This is a genomic window from Nitrospiraceae bacterium (assembly GCA_035623075.1).
Classification (GTDB): domain Bacteria; phylum Nitrospirota; class Nitrospiria; order Nitrospirales; family Nitrospiraceae; genus DASPUC01.
Map to the genome: position 1 here is coordinate 36,336 of DASPUC010000049.1, position 25,503 is coordinate 61,838.

General features: G+C 55.9%; 22 protein-coding genes. 7 read left to right on the forward strand and 15 right to left on the reverse strand.

The annotated features are described in order from the left end of the window. Nucleotides 1-43: 43 nt before the first annotated feature. From VEI50_14305 to VEI50_14340, 8 genes are all read right to left on the reverse strand, one after another. Entirely contained in the window at nt 44-607 is a 564-nt protein-coding gene (locus tag VEI50_14305) for a DNA-3-methyladenine glycosylase (GenBank protein ID HXX76297.1), read from the reverse strand. A 209-nt stretch (nt 608-816) separates the two neighbouring features. Next, nucleotides 817-1,611: a DUF4198 domain-containing protein gene (locus VEI50_14310; protein HXX76298.1), complete on the reverse strand. Its 795-nt coding sequence runs from the start codon at nt 1,609-1,611 to the stop codon at nt 817-819. Between the two features lie 38 nt (nt 1,612-1,649). After that, entirely contained in the window at nt 1,650-3,842 is a 2,193-nt protein-coding gene (locus VEI50_14315; protein HXX76299.1) for a TonB-dependent receptor, read from the reverse strand. Between the two features lie 117 nt (nt 3,843-3,959). Further along, the gene (locus tag VEI50_14320; GenBank protein ID HXX76300.1) at nt 3,960-4,385 is read right to left on the reverse strand and encodes a DUF3842 family protein; all 426 of its coding nucleotides are present in this window, start codon (nt 4,383-4,385) and stop codon (nt 3,960-3,962) included. 3 nt (nt 4,386-4,388) lie between these two features. Beyond that, a complete protein-coding gene (gene nikR / locus VEI50_14325) occupies nt 4,389-4,805 on the reverse strand; it encodes a nickel-responsive transcriptional regulator NikR (GenBank protein ID HXX76301.1) in 417 nt (138 codons plus the stop codon). 120 nt (nt 4,806-4,925) lie between these two features. Continuing rightward, nucleotides 4,926-6,350 carry a Do family serine endopeptidase gene (locus VEI50_14330; protein ID HXX76302.1) on the reverse strand — a complete coding sequence of 475 codons (1,425 nt, stop codon included), beginning with the start codon at nt 6,348-6,350 and terminating at the stop codon, nt 4,926-4,928. Between the two features lie 74 nt (nt 6,351-6,424). Continuing rightward, nucleotides 6,425-8,968, reverse strand: coding sequence for a heavy metal translocating P-type ATPase (locus VEI50_14335; protein ID HXX76303.1), 2,544 nt, complete (start codon nt 8,966-8,968; stop codon nt 6,425-6,427). 132 nt (nt 8,969-9,100) lie between these two features. After that, nucleotides 9,101-9,757 (reverse strand): thioredoxin domain-containing protein, encoded by a 657-nt coding sequence (locus tag VEI50_14340; protein ID HXX76304.1) that lies wholly within the window; start codon nt 9,755-9,757, stop codon nt 9,101-9,103. 83 nt (nt 9,758-9,840) lie between these two features. Between VEI50_14340 and VEI50_14345 the strand changes: the two genes are divergently transcribed. After that, nucleotides 9,841-10,383 carry a Slp family lipoprotein gene (locus VEI50_14345; GenBank protein ID HXX76305.1) on the forward strand — a complete coding sequence of 181 codons (543 nt, stop codon included), beginning with the start codon at nt 9,841-9,843 and terminating at the stop codon, nt 10,381-10,383. A gap of 98 nt (nt 10,384-10,481) precedes the next feature. On the opposite strand, the gene VEI50_14350 is transcribed toward VEI50_14345, so the two are convergent. From VEI50_14350 to VEI50_14370, 5 genes are all read right to left on the reverse strand, one after another. Next, entirely contained in the window at nt 10,482-11,561 is a 1,080-nt protein-coding gene (locus VEI50_14350; GenBank protein ID HXX76306.1) for a tetratricopeptide repeat protein, read from the reverse strand. Nucleotides 11,562-11,754: 193 nt separating this feature from the next. Next, nucleotides 11,755-12,309 (reverse strand): TlpA disulfide reductase family protein, encoded by a 555-nt coding sequence (locus tag VEI50_14355; protein HXX76307.1) that lies wholly within the window; start codon nt 12,307-12,309, stop codon nt 11,755-11,757. 32 nt (nt 12,310-12,341) lie between these two features. Further along, nucleotides 12,342-13,463 (reverse strand): transporter, encoded by a 1,122-nt coding sequence (locus VEI50_14360; GenBank protein ID HXX76308.1) that lies wholly within the window; start codon nt 13,461-13,463, stop codon nt 12,342-12,344. 155 nt (nt 13,464-13,618) lie between these two features. After that, on the reverse strand, nt 13,619-13,930 hold the full coding sequence (locus tag VEI50_14365) for a hypothetical protein (GenBank protein ID HXX76309.1): 312 nt from the start codon (nt 13,928-13,930) through the stop codon (nt 13,619-13,621). A gap of 686 nt (nt 13,931-14,616) precedes the next feature. After that, on the reverse strand, nt 14,617-14,886 hold the full coding sequence (locus VEI50_14370; protein ID HXX76310.1) for a hypothetical protein: 270 nt from the start codon (nt 14,884-14,886) through the stop codon (nt 14,617-14,619). A 156-nt stretch (nt 14,887-15,042) separates the two neighbouring features. Here VEI50_14370 and secA point away from each other — a divergent pair, with 156 nt between their 5' ends. Next, nucleotides 15,043-17,751 (forward strand): preprotein translocase subunit SecA, encoded by a 2,709-nt coding sequence (gene secA, locus VEI50_14375; protein ID HXX76311.1) that lies wholly within the window; start codon nt 15,043-15,045, stop codon nt 17,749-17,751. A 1,040-nt stretch (nt 17,752-18,791) separates the two neighbouring features. Here the strand turns inward: secA and VEI50_14380 are convergent. Continuing rightward, the gene (locus VEI50_14380) at nt 18,792-19,274 is read right to left on the reverse strand and encodes a hypothetical protein (GenBank protein HXX76312.1); all 483 of its coding nucleotides are present in this window, start codon (nt 19,272-19,274) and stop codon (nt 18,792-18,794) included. A 441-nt stretch (nt 19,275-19,715) separates the two neighbouring features. Beyond that, nucleotides 19,716-20,195 carry a DUF4136 domain-containing protein gene (locus VEI50_14385; protein HXX76313.1) on the reverse strand — a complete coding sequence of 160 codons (480 nt, stop codon included), beginning with the start codon at nt 20,193-20,195 and terminating at the stop codon, nt 19,716-19,718. A 600-nt stretch (nt 20,196-20,795) separates the two neighbouring features. Here VEI50_14385 and VEI50_14390 point away from each other — a divergent pair. From VEI50_14390 to VEI50_14410, 5 genes are all read left to right on the forward strand, one after another. After that, nucleotides 20,796-21,995 carry an SAM-dependent methyltransferase gene (locus tag VEI50_14390; GenBank protein HXX76314.1) on the forward strand — a complete coding sequence of 400 codons (1,200 nt, stop codon included), beginning with the start codon at nt 20,796-20,798 and terminating at the stop codon, nt 21,993-21,995. 68 nt (nt 21,996-22,063) lie between these two features. Continuing rightward, a complete protein-coding gene (gene ndhC / locus VEI50_14395; GenBank protein ID HXX76315.1) occupies nt 22,064-22,435 on the forward strand; it encodes an NADH-quinone oxidoreductase subunit A in 372 nt (123 codons plus the stop codon). Between the two features lie 141 nt (nt 22,436-22,576). Next, a complete protein-coding gene (locus VEI50_14400) occupies nt 22,577-23,056 on the forward strand; it encodes an NADH-quinone oxidoreductase subunit B family protein (GenBank protein HXX76316.1) in 480 nt (159 codons plus the stop codon). After that, nucleotides 23,056-24,810, forward strand: coding sequence for an NADH dehydrogenase (quinone) subunit D (nuoD, locus tag VEI50_14405; GenBank protein ID HXX76317.1), 1,755 nt, complete (start codon nt 23,056-23,058; stop codon nt 24,808-24,810). Before VEI50_14400 ends, nuoD begins: the two co-directional genes overlap by 1 nt. 79 nt (nt 24,811-24,889) lie before the next feature. Further along, nucleotides 24,890-25,420, forward strand: coding sequence for an NAD(P)H-dependent oxidoreductase subunit E (locus VEI50_14410; protein ID HXX76318.1), 531 nt, complete (start codon nt 24,890-24,892; stop codon nt 25,418-25,420). The last annotated feature ends 83 nt before the right edge of the window (nt 25,421-25,503 follow it).

A 25,503-nucleotide genomic window follows, 5' to 3' on the forward strand; every position in this document is an offset into this window, starting at 1 on the left:
GTCAGGCCGTAAGCCTGACTCCCCCTTCCTGTTTTGAAAGTCTTTACGAGCTCCGCTTCCGGTTCTTCTTCTCAGTTCCATTAAGCCGAAACCGCCAAGGTTTCTTGGCCCATTCCCCCGCATAATCGACCCCAATGCGCGCAAACGTGCCTATATCTATCTTCCGCACCGCGACAGCTCGATCTTCGAACCACAATTGTTTCCCATCAGTCATGTTCCATCGGTTCAAGCCCCGGTCAATCTGCATCGCCCGGCACAATCGCCCTGGGCCGTCAATCAGCTCCCCCTCGATTTCAATCGCCCGAATCAGCACAGCCGCTGGGAACTCCTCCCGTTCGGTGACCACATTTAGACAATGATACATGCCGTAGATAAGATAGACATAGGAGGTCCCCGCTGGGCCAAACAAGACATCGGTGCGAGCGGTTCTCCCCTTCGAGGCATGACAGGCTTTATCTTGAGGCCCGATATAGGCTTCGACCTCGATGATCTTGCCGGCGATGACTCCCTCCCCGTTTTTACGCACCAGATATTTCCCCAGAAGCGACCGCGCAACCGTCAGCGTCGGGCGATTGAAAAAGGCGTGTGAGAGTGGCTGGCGTCGCATGTTTCTCACTGAAGCGGGATTCGCGAGAAAAGCGAGACGGGCGAGACTCTCGTTTCCCATCTTTCGCGCTTGTCGCGCCTAAAAATACCATGCGAGACCGCCCATGACAAACCGCGGATTCCCAGGAACGAAGTAAATACTGTCGATGGGCATGGCCTCATTCTGCGGTCAAATTCTAGACCGCTTTTAGTCACCTGACGTAAGCTCACTTACTTGGATGGCAGCACAAAACTCAGCGTAGCGTTGTACAACTCGCGGTTAGCGAGGTCCGGATGAATAGATGACAGAATATAATCGACGACGAGGAGCTGTGGTCCTTCCTTGGCAATCTTAACGGCAGCAATCCCCTCCTTGTCCGTCTGATACCGGGGAATATCCTTTTCTTCCATCGGGGTAACACCATCACCAGCCTCCACTCCAACGCCGGACAATGGGGTTCCATCAAAGTGCACCCGAACTTTAAGAATATCTCCGGGCTGCGCGAGAAACGGATCACTGAGTGGAACGATTTCAAGCCGATGGCCGATGACTATGCCGTACGTATGACGTGCGGTCGGCTTGGTTGACACCAAGGCCTTGGCAAACTTTACGGATAAGAGACTGTCTTCGGCGGAAGGCACCTGTTGCTTGCTCGTGTTCCGATATCCATGAGCTGTTTTAACCCAGTACCCGCTGTCGTAGCGTATGGCCAAGAGGACAACGCCTTTCTCGATCGCTATCGGCTCAGTTTTCAGGATAGGAATGCCGTCCTGAGATGCGCTTTTAATTCCAGGGAGCAGTGAACGCGTCACTTGACCATCAACAAACACATCAAATTCGATGAGTTTGTCAGGATCAGGCGTTTCCCGATCTCCAGGATGCCCATGATGCACCATCGCGCGCAGATTGCCCGCCGGATCTCCGTCCGTCGTAATCCACACATCATGTGCGTTGACGGGGCACGCCGCGACGAGGATGCTCACAGCGACCAACATGATCTTGCATTCGTGAAACACGCTCGTCATTTGTGACTCCTGTTGATTTGGTCGCGGCAAATCCTTCCTCACCCACCGGTCTTGAATCGGTAACTTGCGCCGACCATCAACGCAAATGGAGCTTGAGGGTTGACGAAAATATCCGCGGAGGTGGCGCCTGTCGGATTCCCAAAGTTCACGGCCGTTTCACTCAACCGGTCCGACGGATACCAGATCAGGTCGACGAACCCCGTCCATCCACTCTGGTGACCATAAAACACCCGCCCGGATATGCGTTGGTATGGCGAGGTGGTTATTATCCCGTCTTCCGTCAAATTCTTTTTCCCGATGAGCTCTAGGTACAACTGCCCACCACCACGATGGGGAGAGTCTTGACCCCCAATGGGCACATCAACATCGGTGCCAATCTTGACGATATAGGCTGGTACGTTGGGGACGAATACCGCATGAGCCTGAGACTGGTCCGTGAGAACCGCACGAATCTGGGTATAGTTGAGAAACACGGAGGCTTGGCCCTGCCTGTCCTGGCGAACGTAATAACGGGCCTCGATATCGTATCCTTCGCGGATCGAACTCCCAAGGTTCTGGGGGTCCAGTCCGGGGGCGGCTTGGAAAACCTCTTGGCTGAGCGTCGTGTACCACAGATCGGCCAAAAATTTCACCCGAGGAGATGGTTGGAGCTGGATGCCAACTTCTCGGCTTCGCAGTTTGATCGGTTTGATGGCCGTGGCGCTCACAATATTATCGGCGGCGCTCGGCGATCGGAATCCTTCGCCGTAATTCGCAAAGATTTCCAGCCACGAGACTGGGGTCAGCGCCAAACCAGCTTTTGGACTCCAAACCCCCGTGTCAGGCATGGTACCTGCTGTGCTGGGAAGATGATTGTCGACGTTATACCAAAAATGATCGTACCGGGTGCCGCCGGTCAGCTTGATCCATGGCAGTGGTTGAAGTTGAGCCTGGATATATTCACCCAAACCCTGCTCTGTATAATTGAGATTCACGACATCCGGGCCGCTCTGTACGCGACCGACAGTTGGCATTTGAGTCGCGCCTACCGAATCGTTTCGAAAATTCGTTCCCACGAAGACCTGAGCAGGCATGAGATCAAATAACCGAGAGGTCCAGGTTTTTCTGAGCGTAAATCCGATGGTGGTGCGGTCTTCCTTCTGTCCCCGCTGTCCACCGCCGAAATCGGCATAGCGGATAAAGTAATCGTGCGTCACAAAGCCCGTCATCGTAAAGGCCTGGTCCAGATCGCCCAATGCATAGTTCAGGATGAGGTTTTGCAATTCTTTACTGCCTCCATCAGTCGGATTGACGGCCGTCTTGGGGCTCAACTGCCCCGAGGCCACCAAGTCCCGGTTGATGTACCCCGGCGCGCCCCAGTCGCCACCATAGAATTGGGCTCGCAGCGTGAAGTCTCCAAACTTGGTCGGTGCGGTCGCTTTGCCGAACAGATTGTAGCGTCGATACCCTTGGTTGTCCCGATATCCATCGGTCGTATATCCCTCAGCTGCCAAATAGGGCACGATCGTGCCTTCTGGTCCACGGGGTTGACTATACGTCACGATTCCACGGCCAGTGTTAAAATACCCACCATAGCCTTTCACTTCCCCATCCGAGTCAAACCGCTTTGTCACGATATTTACCGACCCCCCTAAATTCGAGTCCCCGTACAAGGCGCTGAACGGTCCTCGAATCACCTCTAGTCGATCGACTGTTTCAGGAATCAGAATATTGAGATCAGCATAGTTCGGCGTATGGATGCTGGACACTTCATTGATCGGAACCCCGTCAATGAAATAGGCCACATCGCGTCCATGCTCCAAGTCCGTGAAGCCCCGAATCGCGATGCCATTGCCGATGCCGCCTTGACCAAAGTTGTTCACGTTAAATCCGGGAAGCGGACGGAACAAATCGACATAACTGTTCACAATAGGTGTCCGTCGGATATCATTCGCATCCAGAATGGTAGTGGCTGCCGGCAAGGCCGCTGCATCCGATGTCACAGCCGTTCTTGATTCAGTTCGATACGCGTGCGCCTTTTCAGCGGACACAATCACTTCAGGAAGAGTGATGGCAACGTCTGATTCTTCGCCAAGTTCCTTTCGTGACTGATTGTCCGACTCCGGGTTCGGGGAGTCCTCCGCCTGAATCTTATAAGGGATACAGAGCCAGACGCTAAGCAAACAGAATCCAATTCCTAGATATCGCGTCGGTATTTGTTGTCGCTTGATCACGTATTTATTTCCATTCACGGGTCCGCACCACTGAACAAACCGGCACAAATCTTTAGAGCTGCCTGTCTCGGCTGCGTTCGCAGCCAACCCAGACCCTCATGGTCTGCCAGTAGCGGTATCAAAAAGAGGCCCCGCTCAGACGAGCGAAGCCTGCTGCAGAAGAGTCCGAATGCGGAAGATAGTTTGATCGATCAAGCCATCCATGGTTTGACCTTGGATTCCCATGATCTCAAGCCTGGCCCGATTGACCGGCAACAGAACCTTCTTGGCCCGTGCGCCCAGAATTGCTTGGACAATCTCCGGTGTAACTTCGCCGAGCATGGCGCCCGGCAGCAAAAAATTCAATGACGTGACGATTACGTCCATTGCAGGCACTGTTTCAGTAATGGCGCGTGACCCGACGCCGACGTCTGCTGCGCCGGCCCGTTTCATCGCCGCCGCGGCGATGGTATTGGTGCCCAACGCGACAATATGGTGCGTGTTCCCCAGTTCAGTCTGAAGGCCGGCAACCAGCCGGGAGCCAAGCCCTCCGCCTCGCCCGTCGATGACGCACACCTGCATCGCCTAGACCAGCCCCTTCCCAGTCGTCGTCATCGTGAGTTTGCCGTGTTTCACACCTTTCACGCTGACGAGCGCATCCGCCACTTTTCTGATTTCAGACCCCTTGCCTTTGGCCACCAACACTTCGAGACAATGGTCATGGTCGAGATGCACGTGCATCCCGGCCATAATATGGCCTTGGAAATCGTGCTGAATGTGCGTCAACTTTCTGGTGAGATCGCGGACGTGATGATCATAGACGAATGTGATCGTCCCGACCGTTTCCTTGTCCTCATTCCATTCCTGGCCGACGAGGTTGTCACGGATGAGGTCCCGCAAAGCCTCCGACCGGTTGGTGTACTTTCGGCGCTGAATGTGTCGATCGAAATCGTCTAGCAGATGATGATCCAACGACACCCCGAACCGTACGAGTTGTTTCATAGTGGCCTCGCTCTTTGATAGCACGATTTTGAGTTTTGTAGCACGACAAGATTGCGGCCGTCAACCATCAGCCATACGTCTTCTTATTGACCGGGGAGACGACCGGACCAGAGGATCGAGCTACTCGCCTTGAATGGGGACATAGAGCGCGTTGCCCTGGCGCAAGACCAGGAGAAGAGCCAAATCATTGGGTTTCAACGGATCGGCAATGCGCTGAAACGATGCGAAGTCTTTTACCGGTTGGCGATTGATTTCGAGGACCACGTCCCCCGGTTGAAGACCGGAGGATTCGGCAAGGCTGCCTTCTTCAATATCTGTCACAACGACACCGCTGTTGACTGAGAGGTCCATTTGGCGCGCGAGCGGTGGGGTCACTTCATCGAAGACAACCCCCGCCAGCGGATGAGCCGTCGATGCAGAGGTCGCGTCAGATTGACTCTTCTTGGTACGTTCCCGAGGCGCTTCCTGCACGACCAACTCAACCTGCATCGGTTTGCCGTCACGCACAATATCGAGCCGGTGCCGGCTTCCGATCGCCGACGCTGCCACTAAATTGCGGAGCTGGCCGCTATCCATCACATCGCGTCCATCGAACCGAACCACGACATCGCCTCGTCTGAGACCAGCTTTTTCCGCCGACCCTTTGGCCTGGAGATCCGTCACGATGGCTCCCTTCACATCGGGAAGGCGAAAGATCTTCCCCAGGAGCGGGGTCACGTCTTGAGTCGAAGCACCCAGGAATCCACGGACGACTCGTCCCGTTTTGATCAGGCTCTGCATGGCGGCCCGCGCCATGTTGCTGGGAATGGCAAACCCCACGCCGACGCTGCCCCCCGTCGGACTCGCGATGGCGGTATTAATTCCGACGAGTTCGCCTTTGATGTTGACGAGTGCCCCGCCGGAGTTGCCGGGATTGATCGGCGCATCGGTCTGGATGAAATCTTCGAAGTCTGCGACACCGACATCGGCGCGACCGACGGCACTCACGATTCCAAACGTCACGGTTCGGCTGAGGCCGAGTGGATTCCCGATGGCCAGAACGAAGTCGCCCACTGTCAGATTGCTCGAATCTCCCCAGGCGACCGTGGGCAGATTCGTGGCATTGATCTTCACGACCGCAACGTCGGTTTTCGGATCAGTCGCGACGACACGCCCCTTATATTGCCGACGATCGGCAAGGATCACTTCCACGTCGACGGCTTCGGCGACTACATGGTTGTTGGTAATAATGTAGCCGTCCGGCGACACGATGACCCCTGATCCCTGCCCATACTGACGGCGGGCGGGCGGCTCTTTGAACATGCCGAACGGCAACGCCTCATCACTGAACGCTTGGTCGCGGACCATGACGGTCGAGGCGATACTGACCACCGCAGGGATGACCTTCGCAGCGGTGGCTTTCACCTGCCCTTGAAGATCATTCGCTACAGATACTGGGAGCAGTCGTGTACCGGCCGGTGCGATGGCCGGACTCCAAATAGTCCAGACACACCATGCGGCCATGACCCACGGCAGGAAAGCGATCCGGATAATGCGCATCTTCATCGCAAGTGTCTCACGATACCCCAATCACCACTCAACGGCTGCTATAGCCTAGCATGCGTGGGGAAGAGGTGCACTTATAATTCCACATGGCGTAAACGGAGGGCATTGAAGATGACGGAGACGGAGCTGAATGTCATGGCCCCGCTGGCAATCATGGGACTGAGCAGCATTCCCAACACCGGATAGAGCACTCCCGCAGCGATCGGCACCCCAAGGACGTTGTAGAGAAATGCAAAAAACAGATTCTGTCGTATGTTCCGCATGGTGGATTGGCTGAGCCTGCGCGCCCGCACCAGCGCCCGCAAGTCCCCTTTCACCAACGTCATCCCTGCACTTTCAATCGCGGTGTCCGTTCCGGTTCCCATCGCGATCCCGACATCGGCCAACGTCAGGGCTGGTGCGTCATTGATACCATCCCCCGCCATCGCTACGACGTGGCCTTGTGACTTGAGCTGCTGAATGAGGCGTCCTTTTTGGTCCGGCAATACCCCCGCCATGACGTCGCCAATGCCGAGCTGTCTAGCCACCGCCTCCGCTGTCTCGCGATGGTCGCCTGTCACCATGACGAGGCGAACGCCCTCATCCTTGAAGAATGCAATGGCTTCTGGTGTCGAGGGTTTGATGCGGTCTGCGACGCCGAGCAGTCCCGCCGCCTGGCCCTCGACCGCCACAAACAAGATGGTTTGTCCCTCACGACGCAGCGGTTCAGCCTCATCGTTCAACGCAACGACGCTCTGGCTGGATACGCCGGCGACCTCCTGCAGGAATGCGACGGTTCCGATCGCGAGCCGCTTTCCCTCGACGATTCCCTTCACACCTTTACCCGTCACCGATTGAAATTGCTGGGCCGTCGTCAGCGTGATCCCTCGTGACGCAGCTCCCTCCACCACTGCCGCAGCAAGCGGGTGTTCGCTGCTGCGTTCCAAGCTGGCAGCCAGACGCAACAGATCAACATCAGTCCAAGGCGGGACGAAGCGCACCGCGACGAGTGCCGGCTTTCCTTCCGTCAGTGTCCCGGTCTTGTCCACGACCAATGTATCGACCCGACCGAAGACTTCCAACGCCTCTGCGTGTCTGACGAGCACGCCGGCGGTCGCGCCGCGCCCTGTTCCCACCATGATCGACATCGGTGTCGCTAAGCCCAGGGCACAGGGACAGGCAATGATGAGTACCGCGACGGCACTCACGACTGCATGCGCGAGTTTCGGCTCAGGCCCCCACAAGAGCCACGCGACCGCCGTGAACAGGGCAACCGCCACGACGGTCGGCACAAAATACCCTGCTGCCATATCGGCCACTCGCTGAATCGGTGCTCGGCTGCGCTGCGCCTCACTCACCATCTGCACAATCCTCGCCAGCAGCGTCTCTCGTCCGACGCGCTCCGCCCGCATCAGCACCGTACCAGTATTATTGATGGTTCCGCCGATCAGCCGAGACCCGACCGTTTTCTCAACCGGAATCGATTCACCCGTCATCATCGACTCATCAACAGCCGTCATCCCTTCGACTACGCTCCCGTCGACCGGGATGCGCTCGCCGGGACGCACACGAAGGCGATCTTCAACCTGGACGTGGTCGAGCGGCACCTCGATCTCTTGACCATCCGGCGACAGGCGTCTCGCCGTATTCGGTGCCAGCTGCAGGAGCGATCGAAGTGCCGAGGTCGTTCGGCTGCGCGCGCGCAGCTCCAAGACCTGGCCTAAAAGAACCAACAACGTAATTATGGCCGCGGCTTCAAAATACACCGGGACTGAGCCATCGGGCTGTCGGACGGCTGCCGGGAACAGGGAAGGGACGAATGTCGCGACGGTGCTGTAGAAATAGGCCGTCCCTGTTCCGATGGCGATGAGCGTGAACATGTTGGGCGCCCTTTTCACGATCGATGTCCACCCGCGCTCGAAAAAAGGCCATCCTCCCCAGAGCACGACCGGAGTGGCCAACAGCCACTGAACCCAATTCATCGTTGATCGGGAAACCGACTGCAGAATCGGGGGAACGGGGGCCATGTCGGACATCGTGATGATCATGGTGATGATCGCGGGGCCGAGACAGAGCCAGAACCGTCGTGCCATCTCGTCGAGCTCGGGATTGCGCGCGTCGTCGAGCGAAACCATTTTCGGCTCGAGCGCCATCCCGCATATCCGGCACGCGCCGGGCTGCGACTCCACGACCTCCGGATCCATCGGACAGATATAGTCGATGGTTCCGCCAGATGGAGCCGACATGACTGGAGATGTTCGTTGATCGCGTGGAGTGAGGTACTGCGTGGGATTCGTTCGAAATTTGTCGAGACAGCTCTTCGCGCAAAAATAATAAGTCTTCCCCCGGTAGTCGTATGATCCGGCAGCCGTTGCAGGCTGCACCGTCATGCCGCACACCGGGTCGATTTCGCCGGCCTGCTCCGTCCCACTCAGCGGCATCATCATAGGAAGCGGTTTTTTCGAGGAGGGAACCGTGAGGAGGCTCGGAGACGAACGAGCTAAAGCCCGTTCGGGGTCGGCCTTGAATCGCTCGAGACAGGACGAGGAACAGAAGTAGTACCGTTGGCCTTTGTATTCATGGCTCCCGGCAGCCGTGGCCGGGTCGACTGTCATACCGCAAATGGGATCGATCACCATGCTGATTCAGCCACTCCACATCCCCTACCTTGGCGGGCGCGGGCCGATGATCTCCACTGCGCCCATTGAGCGAACACCGTTTTATCGTGCGACTCTGGGAACGAGGAGGGCGTCGTCCGCGACCAATTATTCTCACTTCTTTGCATCGGCATCGAGAATGCTCCGGATGACGGTGACGATGTTCTCCGTTGACATATTGTTCCCCTCAATCTTGATATTCCCGTCCAACAACAACGTCGGCGTGGATTGGACTTTGATTCGCTCGCCCCAGCGCCGTCCTTCCTCAAACACTTTTGCCGGCTTGCCGCTGGCGAGTCCGTCTTCAAATGCCTTCGGATCCAGCCCGACTTCTTTGATCAGAACTTCCCGTATCGAACGGTCCAACACACCGGTCATCTTGTCCTTGTGAATCGTGCGGAAGAGAACCTGCTTCATTTCCTTTCCCTTCCCCATCATCTTCGCCTGTTCATACATGTCGAACGGCGTCGGGAGTTTGTTTTGAAATATAGGAAACCCGACCATCGTCGCATCCAGTTTGTTTCCAAATTCCTTCTGGAGCATCGGGAGACCGGCTTCTTCAAAGTGGTGGCAGTGAGGACAATAAAAGTCGGCGAACTCGAACAGCTTGACCTTGCCGCGCTCGTGCATCGAGGGCTCATCCTTCAAGAATTCGAACTTGCCTTTAAGATCTTCTGAGACCGCAGCTTGCGAGAGTCCTATTCCCAGCAAACCGATAACCGATAAGACGATGACGGAGACCAGACCTCGGACACAAAGAATCGTCCCCATGCAGCACTCCTTTCCTCAGTGATCAAACCCGTCTCATTATATCGAAAGCCATCATCTGCGTGCTGTTTGGTATAATGCCGGCCATGTCCGGACCTTGGCGGGTCATGCTCGTGGCCTTGTCCCTCACTGCCGGTGCATGTGCCACCCCATACAATGAGGGTCAGGACACAGCAGGGGGCACGCCTCAAATCTCTTTCGCGCAATTCAAAGCAGCACCGGATTCCTTCAAAGGCCAATCCGTTGTCTTCGGAGGAGAAGTTCTCACAGCCAAGAGATTGAAAGAGGGAACCAGGATCGAAATTCTGCAACTACCGCTCGATCAATCGTCTCGTCCCGGAATGAACCTCACACAATCACAAGGACGTTTTTTAGCCATCCACCGGGATTTTCTGGATCCAGCGACGCTGCCGTACGGCACTAGAGTCACCGTGACAGGCGACGTGACCGGCTCCGTCACCATGCCGTTGGATGAAGTCGATTATGTCTATCCGGTGATTGACATCAAGAATCTACAGATATGGGCGGAAATTGACGAGGCCACCCCTCGGATACGGCCCTACTACGGCCCCGGTCCTTATTGGGGCCCATACTGGGGTCCCTACTGGCGTCCCTGGCCCTACTGGTAAACAGGTGATTAATGCCAAGGGCTCAGGTTGAGACTGACGTCGAGCGTTACGCCTTCGCGTGACTTCCTGGGCCTAGACCTCGGCCTGAACCCTTCGAGCTATCGTCCCCCCGAACCGATAATCCGCTCCACCCGATCGTCTCGCCCACCCAGCTCACGATATTTATGATATTGCGCTAACGCGCGGGGAAGATCTTTGCGATGGAGTTCATAGAACACCCCGAGGTTGTAATGGCCTTCCGCATAATCCGGCTTGAGTGCCACGGCTCGTTCATAGGCCTGTTCCGCCTCGTCCAGTCGATTGAGACTCGTGTAAAGTACACCGAGATTCATATGCGCTTCAGCATACTCGGGACGGTACCGGATCACCTCCAGAAATTCCCGTTCAGCCTCCCGCGGTTGGCCTTGGCTTTGATAGATAAAGGCCAGGTTATAATGAGCGTCCACGAAATCCGGTTTCGCTGCAATCGCCTGTTTGTAAGAATAGGCGGCCTCGACCAGATCATTTCGTCTCTCAGCTATCCGTCCGTTCAGGTACCAGGCATCAGCATCGGTCGGATCAATCTTCAGCAACCGACTCACCGTTTCTTTTGCTGCTTTACTGTCCCCTTGCGTATCATAGAGGCTGGCGAGACCGAACAGGGCCTTGGTCTGATCCGGCTGTACAGACAGAAGAGCCTGATAGGTTTTCGCGGCGGCGCCATAGTCACGCCGTTGCTCATATAACTTCGCCAGGTTGAGATAGGAGTCCACATGCCGCGGATCGACCTCAATCGCGCGCGTCAGCGTTCGCTCCCCCTCGGCCGCTTTCCCCTGTGCCAGGTATACATCGGCAAGATCGTTCAACGCCTCGGAATACGTCGGCTTCAGTTTCACGGCGTGCGAGAACGCATCAGCCGCTTCAGCCGGTTTTCGTTCTTTGAAATAAATGAGGCCCAGCAGGTGGTACGCCTCGGCGGATGAAGCGTTTAACTCGATGGCCTTCTTGGCCGCTTCGGTCGCGCCTTTCAACTCCCCCTGGTGAAACAGCGCCAGCCCCCGCTCGAACTGCCGTTGAGCCAAATCCTGCTGAGTGGGAGATGCTGCAAGACAGATAGGACCGCTCAAGAGTGAGAGGAGCAGAACGGGATAAACCAAGACGACCTGCCTGACAGATTGGCCCTCCGTCGAACCCCCCATGCGCGCCCTCACAGTCGAAACAGCCAGCCGGACTATAAACGGCGCGAGACGACGAAATCAATCATGAGCGCTTACTCAACGGCGCTGGGGGACATCATCCGACTGTGGTCGCCAATCGCGCGCAAACGAATCGATGGCGAATCCGATCACTCCTCTCCATTCAGAATTGTCGAATCACACTGGCCATCATTCGCTATCGAAGAGAGGCCGCTTTCACCGGCTCTTGCTTCTGAATTCTCGCTACGACGTCATTGATCATCTGTTCGGTCAGCAATCCTCCCTTGATGTATTCCTGAACACGCCCCTGTTGATCGATGAACACGCTCACGGGAAGACCGTACACGCCGAACTGGTTGGCCACTTGGTTGTCCCGATCCATCAGGACAGTGAACGTATGGCCGTAGGTCTTGATGTGCTCGCGCACTTTGGCATCGTCTTCCAATTCGTTGATCGCCAGCACGACGAATCCCTTCTCGCGGAGCTTGTCGAAGCTGGCCTGCATTGCCGGCATTTCAGTCGTGCAGGGCTTACACCAGGTCGCCCAGAAGTTCAGAAGCACGATCTTGCCGCGATGTTGGCTGAGGCTTTGCGGCTTGCCTTCCAAGTCTGTGAGTTGGAAATCTTCCACCTCCATCCCGATGGCGGGAACGCGCGAGCCCATGCTCCAGCCGTCGAAAGCGGGCCAGGCCACCATCACAAGAAGCAGCACGATCACCACTGGCCCACTGATAATTCTCCTCGATCTCATGTCAGCCTCCTTCACATTAACCGCTTCGCTTCCTATGGGTTCGACAATCGGAACGAGCGTGAAATCCCGGCCACGAAACTGGTTCCTTGCGCCAAACTGTTATTGGAATCTCTCGCGATTGGAATAGACGAGTAGAAATACACCGAGGTCGCTCTCGTATAAGGTGAATCAATCAGTTCAGCCAGGCTGAGCTGAAAACCCGGTGTGAATGCGGTGAACGAGGAACCAGTAGTGGGGACCCGCCGGTTTCTCACGTTGGGGTCAATCAAGATCGGATCACCGGGGAAAAGAGCAGGTCCGTCTGATGGTTGTGCTGAGCGGTACAGCGAACTTTTGAATGTATCGTGGACGATATATCGGTAATTGAACTGTGTGGACAGCACCAACCACGGCACCGTGATGAGATTGAACCCGCCATTAAATTCCCACATATCCCCGAACTGATATCCCTCACTGTTTTCGAAGGTGTGCCGATAACTTGCAAAGGCAAACTGGTTTAAACGATGGGGGATCAATTCGTATGTTTGATAGAGCGTGGGGTTCAAGCCGAACTGTTTTCGTCCGAGCTGAGTGGTCGGCTCCATCAATGTGCCAGTGCTGTCAACCGCATTGGTGGTGCCGGTTGGCAAGAACACGCCAAATCCGACGACGACCATGCTCCTCAGCGTGGGCAGCACGTTATATTTCAGGCCTACCCGGATATCCCCGATGCCGTCGGAAGAGAACGTGGTGGCCTGTCCTTCGCCATTCGGAGGTTCTCCTAGGTCATCAATGTGATGATGTGTTCGCATCAAATAGGGAATTGTAATTTCGAGTCCCCACCGTTCTGTGATGCCATAATTGAGGTCTGCCGTGACCGTCTGGGTGATGGTCCTGGTCTCCTGATGATGATTCAGAATCAGCTGCTGATTAGGCGTGTCGACGCCCGGGATGATTCCAGTCGTTCCGGGTATCGTCCGCATCGGTGTATAGTTGTATATGCCGTTCACCGTCAGTATCCCTTCTTGCGAAACCTGTTGCTGAGAGCCGATCGTCACAAAGCACGACACCGCTCCACAGGATGCTTCGGCCTTGGGAACGAATGCGATCGTACCTACGACCATAAACAAGGCCATGATCGAGGTGAAGTTGACACGAATGCCCGCGTGTACCATAACTCGCTCCTCTTCCTTCTTCTCGCGATGCGTCTTGAACGAACCGCATGTGGTTGACCTCTTTGTGGGAGGTGAAGAACCTGATCCCTACCGAAGAAACAAAAGACCGAGCATAAGGCTCAGTTCTCGACTCGGCTGCTGGTGAGCAGGTTCGACTAGATGATGAAGGAGAAGGGGGGGCCGCGGGACGTTGAGATGTCGAGCGTTACAGTTGGTACTGACTGGACTACCGGCTGTTCGGCACGAGCGATTGGTGACTGTTCGACAAGGTACAGGGGAGAAGTGGTATCAAGCACCTGCCCGGCCGCGCACATCCAGGAACAGAGAACGGTGCTGTGAGTGGCTTTCTGATGGTGGGCGTGTTGCGAATCGTGGCTCAGTGCCTGGGCGGATGCCACACCGCCGACCAAAACGACGCAGAGCACCAACAGACTCGCAAGTGCTCGTTTTGTACGGATACGGTTCATGTCTGTCCGCCTCAAACCCAACTAGGGAGCAAAACCTACCGGAGTATAGGAAGCAGAGTCAAGAGGCCTCCCATCAGTGGCCGTCTTGAGCGAAGCGTTGTTGTGTTCCACGTAACAGTTGCATGGAGGTTATAAGCCAGGAACTAACCTCCTCGAAGATCACCGGACCATCTGAAATATGGTTCTTCATCAATAACATAGTGGCCCAGATTTCTCGGCAAACGTCCGTGGCTTTGCTCCTCCAATCACCGACTGATAACATGTTAAAGGTCTGTTTGGAATGGCGGGGGCTTCATGCGACAGTTTCTTCAGTATCTGGTCGTCGGCCTTCTCTTCTTATGCATCACAGCCTGTTCCTCTGGCCGCCATGCTTCATAGTCTTCCCTATCATCCGCACCTGCGCAGGATCGGACGGTCTGTGAGAGCGAGGTCCGCAAGGCGGCGCCGCTGAGTATCCAACCTCGCTGGTGGCTTCCGCCGATCGGTGCCGGAGGCTCGGCTACCGGTGGGGTTGTCCTTGGGACGGTGGATGTGCCACATCCCACCTGGTCCTCTCGTGAGGCCTACCAACAGGCGATCGAGCGTTGTCTAATGGCTCATGGCTACGAGACGCGCGCTAGCTCTAGCAATTAGAGATCTTGATCGCCTCCAGTTCTCGTACCACATCATTTGTGAGTCGAGACACGTTATACTTGCGGAAGTACGCCTGGCTTCTGAAATAAATGGGTAATAGCCCCGCGTGCTGTGCGGACGCGAATCTGGTTGTCGGTGAGCCGACAGCGTTCAGTCAATGGGGCGGCTTCTGAACGTGGTCCGAAGATCTCGCCGTTGCGCGGCATGGTCGCCACCGCCTTCACCTGAGCCAACCCGCCGACGGAAAGGACACAGAGCAGAGGAGGACCGACATGAATTTGAAGATGGCGTGATTCATCAAAAGACGACCGAGTGTGACCCATACGAACGCAAAAGGACCCTCGCAAGACCTGCTAAGCCGGCTACTCGACACGAGGACATATGCTTATTATAGGATTCATGCAAAAGATGCTGTATACTGCCAAGAAGGTTTCCTATTGTAGACAGCGCACCCCCCAACATCTATATATAGACGACGCATGCTGACACAACTCCTGAACCTCGTCTTCGGCAGCAAGAACGACCGTGAAATCAAAGCCTTGATGCCGATCGTGGCGCGCATCAACAGTTTAGAGGCGGGTCTGACTCCACTGTCCGATCACGCCCTGGCCGATAAGACGCAGGAATTCAAAAAACGCCTCGATGCTGGGGAAACGCTCGACGACGTTCTGCCGGAAGCCTTCGCAGTCTGCCGGGAGATGTCGCGCCGAAAACTCACCATGCGCCATTTCGACGTGCAGTTGCTCGGCGGCATGATCCTTCATAAGGGACGCATCTCGGAAATGAAAACCGGTGAGGGGAAGACGCTCGTTGCCACGCTCCCTCTCTATCTGAACGCGCTCGAAGGCAAGGGGGTCCATCTCGTCACGGTGAACGACTATTTGGCCAAGCGCGACGCGCAATGGATGGGGGTCCTCTATCACGCGCTCGGGCTCTCCGTGGGGATCATTCAACACGACGCCTCGTTCCTGTACGACCCCACCTATGACGCATCCGACAAGCGTCTGCAGCACTTGCGTCCCTGTACCAGACCGGAAGCCTATCGGGCCGACATTACCTACGGCACCAATAACGAGTACGGGTTTGATTACCTGCGGGATAATCTGATCGTGAGCGACCTGAGCCAGTGCGTGCAACGTGAGCTGAATTTCGCCATCGTGGACGAGGTCGACAGCATTCTCATCGACGAGGCTCGGACGCCGTTGATTATTTCCGGTCCGACCGACCAAACGACCGATCTCTATTACCGGATCAATGCCATTATCCCGCAACTCAAGATCGAGCGGGACTATACGATCGAAGAAAAAACCAAGACCGCTTCGCTCACGGAGGACGGTAACGTTCGTGTCGAAAAGCTGCTTGGCGTCGATAATATGTACGACCCGGCGAACATGGATCTCGTCCATCATGTCGTCAAGGCGCTTCAAGCCTATGCGCTCTACAAGCGCGATGTGGACTACGTCGTCAAAGACGGAGAGGTCATCATCGTTGATGAATTCACCGGCCGGCTCATGCCAGGCCGGCGCTGGAGCGACGGCCTCCACCAGGCCGTCGAAGCGAAGGAGGGCGTGAAGATCGCCAACGAAAATCAAACGCTGGCCTCCGTCACCTTTCAGAATTATTTCCGCATGTACAAGAAGCTGGGCGGCATGACCGGCACGGCGGATACCGAAGCTGCGGAGTTCGCGAAGATCTACAACCTGGACGTGAACGTGGTCCCGACCAATCGCAAGATGATTCGGCTCGATTACGCGGACGTCGTGTATCGGACGGAAAAGGAAAAGTTCGCCGCCATCGTCGAAGAGATCAAAGAATGCCATGAACTCGGCCAGCCGGTGCTGGTCGGAACCATCTCGATAGAAAAATCCGAGAGACTGGCCGGCCTGTTGAGCCGAAACGGCGTCAAGCACAACGTGCTCAACGCCAAGCAGCACGAACGAGAGGCCGAAATCGTCGCGCAGGCCGGACGCAAAGGCGCCGTCACCATTGCCACGAACATGGCCGGCCGTGGCACCGACATTCTCCTGGGCGGCAATCCTGACTTCATGTTCAAACAGGTGTTGTACCGGGAAGAGAATCTGCCAGACGACCGCAAGCTCGCGGTCTACGAGGAGATCAAAGCCGATTGTGAAAAAGATAAACAGGAAGTCGTCAATCTCGGCGGGTTACACATCCTCGGCACCGAGCGACATGAGAGCCGCCGGATCGACAATCAGTTGCGCGGCCGTTCCGGCCGCCAGGGCGATCCGGGCACCTCGCGTTTCTACCTGTCGCTCGAAGACGACTTGATGCGCATCTTTGCTTCAGAGCGTGTCTCGCAGCTCATGCTCAAGCTCGGCATGGAGGAAGGGATCCCGATCGAGCACAACATGGTGACCCGCGCGATCGCCAACGCGCAGAAGAAGGTCGAAGCCCACAATTTCGAAATTCGCAAACAGCTGCTCGAATATGACGATGTCATGAACAAGCAGCGCGAGGTCATCTACCAGCATCGCCGAGCCGTCTTGGGCGGGACCAATCTCAAGGATGACATCTACGACATGGTGGCAGGGGTCGTCGACTCAGCCCTCAACGTGTATTGTCCGGCCGAACAATACCAGGAGGAATGGGACCTCAAGGGTCTCTCCGAGATGATGCAGGGCCAGTTCGGCCTCGATATCACGCAAGGGAAGAACGATGGCGGTGAAGGACTTCGCGAGCTCGGACGAGATGCCCTGGTGGAAGACCTCAAAAAGCATGTGCATGAAGCCTATGAGCGAAAAGAGAAGGAACTCGGGTCAGACCTCATGCGGTTTCTCGAAAAGACGTTCATGCTTCAAGTCATCGATCACCATTGGAAGGACCATCTGCTCGGGATGGATCACCTGCGCGATGGAATCGGGCTGCGCGGCTACGGTCAGAAAGATCCACTCATCGAGTACAAGCGGGAAGGCTACGATCTCTTCGCCGGCATGATGGAACGCATCAAATCCGACAGCCTCGAACGCCTCTTCCTCGTTCAAGCCGCCAAAGGCGAAGCTCCGCCGCCTCCCCAGGTTTCTGCACCACCACCGTTACGGCTGACCCTCAACCGTGGCGAAGAACCTGCTCCACCCCAAACCGTCCATCGCAGCAACGAGAAGGTCGGCCGCAACGACCCCTGCCCCTGCGGAAGCGGGAAGAAATATAAGAAATGCCACGGGGCGTAAAGAGTCTCGGCTGGCGGAGGGCGTGGACTGTCGGCGTCGCCATGATGCGACGATCTGCCGCTGCTGCTAACTTGTCTCGACCTTACCACGCACTCCTATAAATCTGCGTCGAAACGTCGCAATGCCGTCGCGCGTGGACATGAGCGCGTACTTGGATATGGTCAGGCGCCATGCCGAACGCCTCGACCCTCATCCCTCCCAGCCGAGCATGGTGTGAAGATGGAGTTCGCGAATCGCGTCAGCGGCGTGAGGGAGAGAGTATGCAATTCTCAGATTCGCATCGCCGAGGAACTTGCTAAAGGCTGCAGTGGAGCAGCGGTTTAGGAAAGCGCGATCACGACCCTCCTCAGGCCTACAGGAACGCACTCAGGCCCATTGGGCCCAAGGTTTGGAAAAATTTCGAACTTTGTCTGGAGTGAGATGGGGGTTGAGCACAAAATGAGCACACCTGAGAAGCTTTCCGTTACTGGCTAGGTCTTCCTTCGGCATTAATTTCTCATACTCAGTGAAGTTCAAACGTCCGATCCTGAGGCATCCTTGAGAGAAAGGGGGGGAAGCCTGTGATGAGGACGCCACCTATCGACCAGCAGGAGGTTCGAAGAGGGATTTGACGCCAACGAGATGGACTTTGGTGTCGACGCCAAAGGGAAACTCTCGGGTCCAACAGACCTCCACTAACCTGGCTGTCTTCTCTGATGGGGTGGGCGAAGGTACCTGCACCTCAAATACTTTCCGCTCTCCTGGTGACTGAGGCATCAAGAGCAACATTCCCCCAGCGCTGATATTTAGAGCAAGCGTGGCACCCTCGGACAATTCGACAGTGTCAGTACCCGAGACACGGGTCAGTTCGTAAGGACACGACAGAATCGTCGGTAGCCGTTGACTGTCTCTTCGTTCCTGATGGAACGACTCATCAACTCTTGGCGGCATCTCCGGAGGTGCCATGCATGTGCCCTTCTTGTAATACTAGGGTCCTCCTTTTGGGTTTGCCCCCATCTACCTTTGTCTGACGCTCGACACGCTAGGAGTTCATCTGTGCTCTATTGAGCAGCAACGACTTTGGCAACTGTGCTCTGGTTCGGATTTCGATGAACGTGGATTTGCGATGGCTGGGTCCTCTGCTTTTTAGCCGGACCTATCTCATCCAGCACGATAACGATTCGTGAGTGGTCAATCACATTCCGATCGAGCAAGCCAAATCCGCGAAGCTGGATCCATCGCTCAGGGCTGCTCATTAGTTTCTTTACTTCGAGCGGCACCCACCTGCCTGTCTTCGTGTAGCTATCGAAGGCCTGTTGAATTTCTGCACACACCTCTCGCACTGGTCTCGGAAGGACCCAGTGGATTGACGTGGTCGCTTCCATGTCGCTTTGGTTGGTCACTTCTAAGGCCCGTCGATTCGCATGGAGCAAATCCATCGTGCGAGACAAGACGAGAATCCCGGGACTGCTTGTGTTTTGCGCACCAGTGCCCCAGAAGTTGTGAAAACAGCCCTGCTCTCCAACCCCATCGGGAGTTTTCATGGCGCACCCTCCTTCTAGCTTATCGTTCGGATGGACTGAGACTTTTTGAAGGACATAGTGGAAATGATGGTAGGACTGAAGCGCGGCTGAGATAACGGGAGGCTACGATAACTCCGAGAAGAACCCATCCACTGAACCTTCGTCTGAAGACAAAAGCCATGAATAGCGCGGCAAGGGTACATTCCAATTCATTTACGTACAATCCCTCAGAAGAAGCATGACCCCCTCAAAGGGGGTACGAACCTTTACCCACGAGAATTCACAGAGAGAACCAACGGAGGTTCCAAAAAGGTTCCAGTCGACGCTTGGCAGATCTAATTAATTCCTTATGGTTTTTTCGCCTTCGGTGGGGGGTGTCAAAATCAACTGGTTTTGACATCTAAGCCGTTTTGCTGAGCGCCAAGGCTTCAAGGTAACTAACGTACGGATCGTTCGATCACTTCATTTGGTCGGGGGATACTCTTTGAATGCCTTGGCAACTCCCTTGTTGACCATTTCGAAATTCTTCTCCAAATTGTCCCCCACCATTTCACTGATCACGGCTCGCCACACCAACTTCTTTTCCGACGACTCAGCCAGATTCACGACCAAGGTGGCTTCCTGATACTTATCGGCATCATTCACGCCGAATAACAAATGTACCAGGAGGTCTGGACGGTCTTCCAAGCCGACCTGCCGGAGCCCCTTGGCGGCGAGTTGCTTGTCTACCATCGCTTTCACCCGCATCCTCAAGGGCGAATTGTCAGATGCCCCGATCTTTTGCCCTCTATCCGTCATCCCCGAAAAGGCAAATGTGTGAAACGCAGAGAACTCGGCGGACGGACTGAAATCTGTGTGCACCTTGATGTCATACGGCCCCGCACAGCCTCCGACCGCGAGCGCCTCCAGCGCCACCCACCCGATCAGGAATCTGATGTGCATCCTGTGTCTCCCTCCCATGATGTGGTCTTGTGCAGAAACAACAGAATCAGCATATCTTTTGAATGCCAAATTGCGGACGCCAGTCGTAGGCAAACGCAACGCCCGTGCGATAAATAGGCCCCGGTCTTACTCTCCGCTTTGACTCAAGAAAGATTAGTTTATGGAACAGGCAGAAGAATACGTCATAGCCCTTGAAAAATCGACTTCTCCGCCTTGACGGGGAGGCAGGTTTTTGATCAGACCATAACCCCTCCAAAGGGAAAATCGCAGCGCCTTGTGAGCGACATGCCGACAATTCGGGAACCGTTCTCACGAACCACTGCGGCTCGCTTCTGTGAGTGACGCCGATGTCTGAAGTTCCGTTCAGCATCGCTCGAACGGAACGAGTTTCGGCGTCAAGCAGTGGGTGAGACAAGAACGGTCGAATTGCCGGCCTGGAGCGAGCAGAGCACGGCGATTCCGCCTGATCTCGCCTTGACTTAGCTTGCCTCGCGAGGCTACTCTACGCCACTTTTGAGGCAACCAATGGGACGGGAGGAATGAGCCCGTAACTTATTGGTGTCTCTACGTGAGCTTTCCAGCGGACGAAGGGAGTTGTGTGTGACGGCCGGACACCCTGCACTCGTCGCCACCATCGCCTCTGAGATCGCGCAATCCGGCCCGATCCCGTTCGTCCGGTTCATGGAACTCACCCTCTATCACCCCCAGTTCGGTTATTACATGCGGCCACCCGACGAAGGGACGGAACGGATCGGCTGGTCCGGCGATTTCTATACCAGCTCCGATGTTCACTCGATCCTCGGTCAAGCGCTCGCGAAGCAGGCGCGGCAAATCGACGCATTCCTCGGCCATCCTACCCCCTTTACGGTCGTGGAAATGGGTGCTGGTAAGGGGTTGCTGGCGCGCGACTTTCTGCAGGCCCTTCTCGCGCAACAGGACTCTCTCTCTGAACGGCTTCGCTACATCTTGATCGAGCGGAGCCCGGTAATGCGGGAATCACAACGGCAACACCTTGGTGCGTGGTTGAACAGGCCCGGATTGGTCGCCTGGGTGGAGAGTTTGGATGGTCTCGCGCCCCAGAGCGTCACCGGCCTCTTCTTCAGCAACGAACTGGTCGATGCCTTTCCTGTCCATCGCATCCAAATGGCCGGAGGACGGCTGCAAGAACTATTCGTCGACTACCAGGATGGAAAATTTTCGGAAGCCTTGAGGCCGCTGTCCACGCCGCAACTTGCGGCCTATCTTCGCCGGTTAAACCTGGTCCTGCCGGAAGGATACAGGACTGAAATCAATCTGTGCGCACAGGAGTGGATGAAGCAGGTGGCACAGACGTTGGATCGTGGGGTTGTTTTGACGATTGACTATGGACACACCGCCCAAGACCTCTATGGCCCTGATCGTCCACGTGGAACGTTCCTGTGCTACTACCACCAAATGACGTCGGAGAATCCGTTCGAGCGCATCGGTTTTCAAGATATGACCGCTCATGTGGACTTTTCCGGCCTCGCGACAGTCGGAGAAGAGGCCGGGCTCTCAGTCACCGGTTTCACCAATCAGATGAGTTTCCTTGTGGGACTCGGCATTGAAGACATGATCGCGCAGTTGGAACCCGAGAGTCCGGAATTCCGTGCAGCGATCCATCTGTTGAAGCCGGACGGCATGGGTCGCACGTTCAAGATTCTCGTGCAACACAAGGGAATCGAACAACCGGCACTTGCTGGTCTGACATTCACGCCGTTTTTCGGCACCGCGCTCACGGCTGATACGGCGAATGAGAGGACGTTGACCGTTAATCGTTAATCGAGAGTCAATGCAAGGTTTCATTCGATCTCGCGAATAACGATTCACATTTCACGAATAACGAAACCATGGGAAGCGAAGCAGTTCCAGTCAACTATGTTCCGATTCTGGTGTTCATCGGCATTGCGATTGCCTTTGGCGCCGTATCGTTGTTGCTCGGCTGGGTGGTGCGTCCCAGCCGACCCTATCGCGCCAAGCTCGCCCCTTACGAGAGCGGCAGTCCCATATTCAAGGATGCACGTGTCCAGTTCCCGATGCGCTACTACATCATCGCAATGTTGTTCGTCATCTTCGACATTGAAATCGTGTTTTTGTTCCCCTGGGCAGTGGCGTTCAACAAGCTGGGGTTGGTAGGGTTAATCGAGATGGTGGTGTTTATTGCGATTCTGGTCGTGGGATTCTGGTACGCGTGGAAGAAAGGGGCACTTGAATGGGATTGAGCGGGTCCTGTCGCCGACCAGCCCATTCGTCCTCGCTCCACCCATCCCCCAGTGGGTCCCTTCCGCTGCGGGCGAATGGGCGCCCGGGTCGGCGCCACCCACTCATCCCATTCTTCGGAAAGGCAACAAGATGAGGACAAGATGAGCTTTCTAGAGAGGCAGCTAGAGGCGAATATTCTGACGACGAATCTGGATGCGGTCGTGAACTGGGCCAGGAAGTCGGCCCTGTGGCCGATGACGTTCGGCCTGGCTTGCTGCGCGATCGAGATGATCGCAAGCGTTTCATCCCGCTATGACCTCGATCGGTTCGGCGCCGGCGTGTTCCGCGCGTCGCCGCGGCAATCAGACCTCATGATCGTCGCCGGCACCGTCACGCGCAAGATGGCACCGGTGATTCGCCGCATCTATGACCAAATGCCGGAACCGCGCTACGTGATCTCGATGGGCTCCTGCGCCACCTCCGGTAATCATTACAACAGCTATGCGGTCGTGCAGGGGGTGGATCAGATTGTCCCGGTGGACGTCTATGTGCCGGGCTGCCCGCCGCGACCTGAAGCGCTCATGGATGGCTTGCTGAAGTTGCAGGAAAAGATTCGCCGCGAAAAAGTCTTCGTGAAGTAATGAACCAAACGCTGGCCGAAACCCTGCTCAAGAAGTTTCCGGACGCGGTGCGTGTTCTCGAAGTCGACACGGCCCGCGGCGAAGTCTCTGTCTCGATCCAGGCCGCGCGTCTGCTGGACATCGCCCGTTACCTCCACGATGCGCCGGAAGCATCGTTCAACCACCTGACCGACATCTGCTCGGTCGATTATCCGGAGGATCAGGAGCGATTCGAAGTGGTCTATCAACTGCATTCATTGCCGCTTCGTCAGCGCCTTCGTGTGAAGGCACGGATTCCCGAAGATCATCCCACGATTCAATCCGTTACGGGTATCTGGAAGGGGGCCGAGTTTCTGGAGCGCGAAGTGTACGACATGATGGGCATTACGTTTACTGGCCATCCGGATCTTCGTCGCATCCTCATGCCTGAGGACTATGCCGAGGGTTATCCGCTCCGAAAGGATTTTCCTGCGGAGGGCCGTGGATGGCGCAGCCACTTCGACTTTATTCCTCGACTGGATGAACCGACGGTAACCACGACCAGTGATGAACTTTCTGAGGAACAGAGGAAAACGTTCCTCGCCGAGAACGGTTCCACCGGTTCCCGCCGGCGCGAGGAACTTCTGCTGAACATGGGGCCACAGCACCCAGCCACCCATGGAGTTCTCCGCGTCGTGCTCGAGTTGGATGGCGAACGAATCGTGAAAGCGACCCCCGACCTGGGGTATCTCCATCGCGGCGTGGAAAAACTCTCCGAGGGCTTGGCCTACATGCAGATCATCCCGCACACGGATCGTCTCGATTACGTGTGCGCCATGGCCAACAATTATGCCTACGTGCGCGCGGTCGAAAAACTCCTGACCATCACGGTCCCTGAACGGGCTGAATACATTCGCACCATCGTTGCGGAAATGCAGCGCATCGTCGGCCATCTGTTCTGGCTCGGAACCCAGGCGTTGGACATCGGGGCCATGACAGTCTTTTTCTGGACGTTCCGCGAGCGTGAGGCGCTGCTCGACATGTTCGAAAAACTCTGCGGAGCCCGTCTTACGCTGAACTACTACCGCATCGGCGGAGTTGACAGCGACTTCACGGATGAACTCGTGCAACGGCTCAAAACCTTCCTCGATACGTTCCATGAGAAGGTTCGGGAATACGATTCGCTCATCGCGTCCAATCGCATTTGGCTCGGTCGCACGAAGAATGTCGCGGTCATTTCGGCCGAGGATGCGATTAATTTCGGCTGCACGGGTCCGGTCCTGCGAGGATCCGGCGTGGCTTACGATATCCGCAAGTATGAGCCCTACGGCGCATACGACAAAGTCGAGTGGGAGGTGCCGATCGGTAAGAACGGCGACACGTATGACCGGTACTGGATACGGATGGAAGAGATGCGCCAGAGTGCGCGGATCATCAAGCAATGTCTTGAACAGATGCCGCCAGGACCGATCATGGCCGACGTGCCCCAATACATTCCGCCGCCGAAACCTCATGTCATGCGGGACATGGAAAGCCTGATTCATCACTTCATTATTTTCACGCAGGGCTTTAAACCGCCGAAGGGCGAAACCTATTGCGGCACGGAAGCGCCGAAAGGCGAATTGGGGTTTTTCATCGTCAGTGACGGAAGCCCCCGTCCCTACCGGCTCAAGATTCGCTCACCGTCGTTCGTTCACATGGGAGCGTTCGACCATATGGCGCGAGGCTATTTGATTTCGGACATCATCACGATCTTCGGGACGTACGACATCGTAATGGGGGAATGTGATCGATGAACGTTAAACGGTATGCGTTATGCGTCATGGGAATCGATTACGTCCGACCACATCACGAAGGAACGGCGATCCACACACCATGCTGAAAGACAAATACGGGACGGAAATCGAACAGATTCTCGGCCGCTACCCGGTGAGACGGTCGGCGTTGATTCCGCTGCTCTATCTCGCGCAACGTGACCAGGGTTTTATCACGGAAGTGGCGATGAAGGAGATCGCGGCCTTACTGCACCTGACGCCACCGCAAGTCTATGAGACCGTCACCTTTTATACGATGCTGAATCTCAAGAAGGTGGGGAAGTTCCACATCCAGGTTTGCAAATCGTTGATGTGTGCCTTGGTCGGATCCGACACGCTCATTGGATGGATGAAGGCGAAGTTGGGCATCAATCCCGGGGAAACATCACCAGATGGATGGTTTACCCTCAGCACAGTGGAATGTCTGGCAGCCTGCGGGACTGCGCCGATGATGCAGATTAACGACGATTATTACGAGCGGCTCACGGAAGAGAAGGTCGACCGGATCTTGACGGATCTTCGCACGACGGGAACCTGTTCCCTGAAGACCGGCCCTTTCATGTGGCCGGAACCGGCTGCCAATAAACGTTAACCGTTATTCGTTAAACGGTAGGAGCGGAATACGCCAAAGGGCAGAATCGCAGCGATCCGAACCTTTGAGGATCTGGATGTCTG